This window comes from Staphylococcus sp. HMSC070D05 (genome assembly GCF_001815595.1).
In the GTDB taxonomy this organism is placed as follows: domain Bacteria; phylum Bacillota; class Bacilli; order Staphylococcales; family Staphylococcaceae; genus Staphylococcus; species Staphylococcus hominis.
Genome location: NZ_KV821100.1, coordinates 1 through 4,640, shown reverse-complemented (window position 1 = coordinate 4,640; position 4,640 = coordinate 1). Strand labels below are relative to the sequence as shown.

Here is a 4,640-nt window from a genome sequence, read left to right as displayed (position 1 = left end):
GCTTGGCTTACTTCATAGTCTGCTGCATCCATAATTTTTAAATCAGCTAACACTTTAGCATTATTAATATTTTCGTTTAAATGTTGAACAGCTGGTAATCCTTCATTAATAACGATAGGTGTACCAATTTCTACGATATCCACATATTCTTCAACTTTTTTAGCTAATTTTGCTGCTTCTTCTTTATTTAATAAATCGATTGCTAATTGTAATTCCATTACAAACATCCTTTCATATCATAGTCGTAGTAGTATAAATACCCATGTTAAATATTTTTAAACCTTTAAATCACTTCAAATTATTTTCTTTCATTTATAAATAAATTGAGCATAGGTGTACAATTCGGTAGTTCTTTTTAGTAAAATAGATAGATACACACATTGTATGGTTGTAAGGAGTGAACGTGTTGGAACCCATTAAAGCTGAAGAAGTACAACGATTGTTAACTACATTTGAAAACAAACCTGTCTATTTGCATGTTGAAACGACGAATGGTGCATATGCTAATCATTTTGATCAACGTGTGTTTAATGCAGGTACGTTTTTACGAAATATACAAGTCACATATGAACATGCGCAACTAAAGGGCGGAGATAAAGACCCATTTCGTGTTGGGTTGAAACTTCGTGATGGAGGTTGGGTATATGTGCAAGGCCTGACTCACTATGAAATCAATGATAATAATGAATTTTTAATAGCTGGATTTAATTACGAAGGACAGTTGGCTGCAACGATTGAAATCAGTGAACAGCCATTCACAGTATAGAGGAGGAAGATTCATGAAAGATGAAAACCATGTACTAATGATATTTCCACATCCCGATGATGAAACCTTCTCATCTGCTGGGACAATCGCAAGTTATATTGAAAACGGGGTGCCTGTCACTTATGCCTGTCTCACATTAGGACAAATGGGACGTAATTTAGGCAATCCCCCTTTTGCGACAAGAGAGTCACTACCTTATATTCGCGAAAAAGAATTAGAAGATGCTATGAAAGTGATTGGTATTACTGATTTACGTAAAATGGGTTTAAGAGATAAAACAGTAGAATTTGAGCCACATGAGCAAATGGATGATATGGTAAAAACATTGATTGAGGAGACAAATCCATCAGTGATTATTTCATTTTATCCAAAATTTGCCGTACATCCAGACCATGAAGCAACAGCTGAAGCTGTCGTAAGAACAGTAGGACGTATGCCTAAAGAAGAGCGTCCAAGACTTCAACTCGTAGCATTTAGTAATGATGCACCGGATATTTTAGGAGAACCTGATATATTAAATGACATTAGTCAATATAAAGAGATTAAATTAAAGGCGTTTGAAGCTCATAAATCTCAAACAGGTCCTTTCTTAAAACAATTAGCTAGCCCTGAAGTTGGCGGAGAAACACAAAGTTTTCTAGAAGTCGAACCTTATTGGACGTATCATTTCGACAATTAAAATCATTAGAGGAGGTACAATAAACGAATGACTGAATTTGATTTATCTACTCGAGAAGGTCGCTGGAAACATTTTGGTTCAGTAGACCCTATCAAAGGTACAAAACCTACAACTAAAAATGAAATGACTGACTTACAAAGTACACATAAAAACTTCTTGTTTGAAATTGAAGAAGTGGGTATTAAAAATTTAGTATATCCTGTTAAAATTGATCAATTTCAAACAGCAGGTACATTTAGTTTCTCAACAAGTTTAAATAAAGATGAAAAAGGTATTAACATGAGTCGTATCTTAGAAAGTGTTGAGAAACATTATAATAATGGTTTAGAACTGGATTTCGATACACTATATCAAGTATTACGTACATTACAAGACAATATGAAACAGAATGCTGCTGGAGTAGACGTTTCAGGTAAATGGTTCTTTGATCGTTATAGTCCTGTAACTCATATCAAAGCAGTAGGTAGTGCTGATATTACTTACGGTTTAGCAATTCATAAAGATCAAGTAACGCGTAAAGAACTTACCATCACAGCTACTGTAACAACACTTTGTCCTTGCTCTAAAGAAATTAGCGAATACTCTGCTCATAATCAACGGGGTGTTGTAACAGTAAAAGTGTATTTAGATAAAAATTCTGAAATGATAGATGATTACAAAGAAAAGATTTTAGATGCAATGGAAGCAAATGCAAGCTCTATTCTTTATCCAATTTTAAAACGTCCTGATGAAAAACGCGTAACAGAACGTGCATATGAAAATCCACGTTTCGTTGAAGATTTAATTCGTTTAATTGCCGCAGATTTAGTAGATTTTGACTGGATTGATGGCTTTGACATTGAATGTCGAAACGAAGAATCCATTCACCAACACGATGCGTTCGCAAGACTAAAATATAGAAAATAAACATATTAAAAAGCAGTTGTCTCTAATTATTTTAAAGACAACTGCTTTTTAATATGTTTATATTTTTATTTGGATTTTTAGATTACTATTAAGTTTATTTGACGTAACTCACCTTAATACTATTTCCTTGTTCTCTTTTCACTAGGTTTAACGAAACTCATCGCTGCAATAATGATCAGCGATACAACTATTGTTAAGAAAATACATGCATTCTAAATCATCATTAATATCATGATATCTTCAATATTATTATATGTACATGGAGTAATTAAGAAACAAATCCTGGTACAAGCCCATGAATGAAGTAGCTATACATAAAGTGTCTTTTTTTACAGATTCATTCTGAGATATAATATCTAAAGTAGATTACGAAATAGACACCAATCTATGATACTATATTCAAATATCATAATAAATAAATTTCAAGGTGATATTCATCTTGTAAATATTAGGCATTCGAGTAAAAATTGAACATTTTACATATTGTAAACTAATCTTTTATCAAAAGTACATTACTTTTAAAATTATTAATTTTTATAAGAGGTATTATTTAAAGATTTTCTTTGTATAATTTCAGATTAAGCTATATTTTACCACGATTAATTAAGGTTTTTTAAATTTCAAAAATTTTACACAATTAAAATGTTATTACTTTTAATTAGTGTGATATAATTATGTAAAATTATTTAATTGATATGAGGTAATGTATGTACTATTTTGTAGGGTATAATTTAGGTGGAAATATTACTGGTATTGAGAAAGCTATGATCAATAGACTCAAAATCTTTAAAGAAAGTGGCAAAAAAGCTAGATGTATTTTCTTAGCTTGGAATAGATTTTTGACTAAACAAGCTGAAAGTTTTATTGAAAAAAAAGAATATTTAAACATGTACGACTATTTTCAAGATTCCAAAAATCTTACTAAAGTAGAACACTTTGATTACATTTCTTATTGGGAAAATGATTGTAATTATGAGCTAAGATATGTTCCAAATTCTAGAGATATAAGAATTTACGATTCAAGCAATTTTATTATGTATGTTCGTTTCTTAGACCCTAACTATAAAACTTTAGATTATATTAATTATTTTGATATGAATGGCAAAAAAATCAAGCGTGAGTTTTATGATGTGAGAGGCTTTTTAAGTTGTACACGTATATTGACGACTAATCAAACTGTCCTTGCCGAACAATATCATAACTTAACTGGTCAAATTGTTATCGAAAAATATTTTAATATCGAAAATAATGAGATTCAAAGAATTATTTTAAATTATAAGAATCGAACTCACTTTTTCAAAAATGAAACAGGATTACGTTCTTTTTTCATTAACTCAATTTATCAATACGGAGATGTCTTTTTCAGCGATAAAAATATTTATACTGCCCCAGCGTTTAATCATTCTGATCCAAATATTCCAGTTGTAGCTATATTACATAGTACTCATGTGAAAAATATTGATCAGGTAGATACTTCAAATTATAAGAATGTTTACAAAGCGCTTTTTAGCAATTTATCGCGTTATAAAGCTATCATTGTTTCTACAGATTCTCAAAAACAAGATGTTTCAACTCGTATTGACAATCAAATACCAGTCATAAATATTCCAGTTGGTTTTTCAGAAAATCACCATATCAACGCTCATAATGATAGAAAAGTTTCGCCAAAAAAATTAATTTCAGTTGCAAGATATTCTCCTGAAAAACAACTTCATCATCAAATTGAGTTGATAAATAACTTAAAACATGAGTTTCCTGAATTACAACTTCATTTATATGGTTTTGGTAAAGAAAAAGATAAGCTATTAAATTTAATTAAAAAATACAACTTAGAAGATAAGATCTTTTTAAGAGGATTTCTACCTAATTTATCTAAAGAATATAGCGATGCTTATTTAGGTATTATAACTAGCAATATGGAAGGATTTTCTTTAGCATTATTAGAGTGTCAATCATATGGAGTTCCTATGATTAGTTATGATATTAAATATGGTCCCAATGAATTAGTAAAAGATGGTTTAAATGGATATTTAATACCTAAAAACGATAAAGAAGAACTAACCAATAAAGTTAAATATTTACTTGAACACCCTAAACTTCAACAAGAATTTTCAAAACAAAGTATCGCACTTTCTCAAAATTATTCTAAAAATAATATAATTGAAAAATGGGATAACGCTTTAAGATTAATCAATAATTAAAATAATAAAGAGTCTAGGACATAAAGTTTCTGGATAAATAAAAAAAGGACAATTTCTATGGCACTGAACCCTTAAAATGGGAACTTAA

Annotated in this window: 5 protein-coding genes; 4 read left to right on the top strand and 1 reads right to left on the bottom strand. The window is 29.9% G+C overall.

The window, feature by feature from the left end; translation table 11 throughout:
- Window positions 1-218 (bottom strand): orotidine 5'-phosphate decarboxylase / HUMPS family protein (locus HMPREF3046_RS03195; protein ID WP_176745781.1); only part of this gene is annotated, 218 nt, incomplete at its 3' end.
- 185 nt (window positions 219-403) lie between these two features.
- Between HMPREF3046_RS03195 and HMPREF3046_RS03190 the strand changes: the two genes are divergently transcribed.
- The 4 genes from HMPREF3046_RS03190 (at window position 404) to HMPREF3046_RS03175 (ending at window position 4,552) form a co-directional block, all read left to right on the top strand.
- The gene (locus HMPREF3046_RS03190; RefSeq protein ID WP_002488035.1) at window positions 404-766 is read left to right on the top strand and encodes a YojF family protein; all 363 of its coding nucleotides are present in this window, start codon (window positions 404-406) and stop codon (window positions 764-766) included.
- Between the two features lie 13 nt (window positions 767-779).
- Window positions 780-1,445, top strand: a complete 666-nt coding sequence (gene bshB2, locus HMPREF3046_RS03185; RefSeq protein WP_070716401.1) for a bacillithiol biosynthesis deacetylase BshB2 — start codon at window positions 780-782, stop codon at window positions 1,443-1,445.
- A 27-nt stretch (window positions 1,446-1,472) separates the two neighbouring features.
- Window positions 1,473-2,351, top strand: a complete 879-nt coding sequence (folE2, locus tag HMPREF3046_RS03180; protein WP_070716399.1) for a GTP cyclohydrolase FolE2 — start codon at window positions 1,473-1,475, stop codon at window positions 2,349-2,351.
- Between the two features lie 707 nt (window positions 2,352-3,058).
- On the top strand, window positions 3,059-4,552 hold the full coding sequence (locus HMPREF3046_RS03175) for a serine-aspartate repeat adhesin O-glycosyltransferase SdgB (RefSeq protein ID WP_070716397.1): 1,494 nt from the start codon (window positions 3,059-3,061) through the stop codon (window positions 4,550-4,552).
- The last annotated feature ends 88 nt before the right edge of the window (window positions 4,553-4,640 follow it).

Bases quoted from the DNA above. Each gene is read 5' to 3' on its own strand.
- bshB2 (WP_070716401.1), top strand. From the start codon at position 780: ATGAAAGATGAAAACCATGTACTAATGATATTTCCACATCCCGATGAT.
- folE2 (WP_070716399.1), top strand. From the start codon at position 1,473: ATGACTGAATTTGATTTATCTACTCGAGAAGGTCGCTGGAAACATTTT.
- HMPREF3046_RS03175 (WP_070716397.1), top strand. From the start codon at position 3,059: ATGTACTATTTTGTAGGGTATAATTTAGGTGGAAATATTACTGGTATT.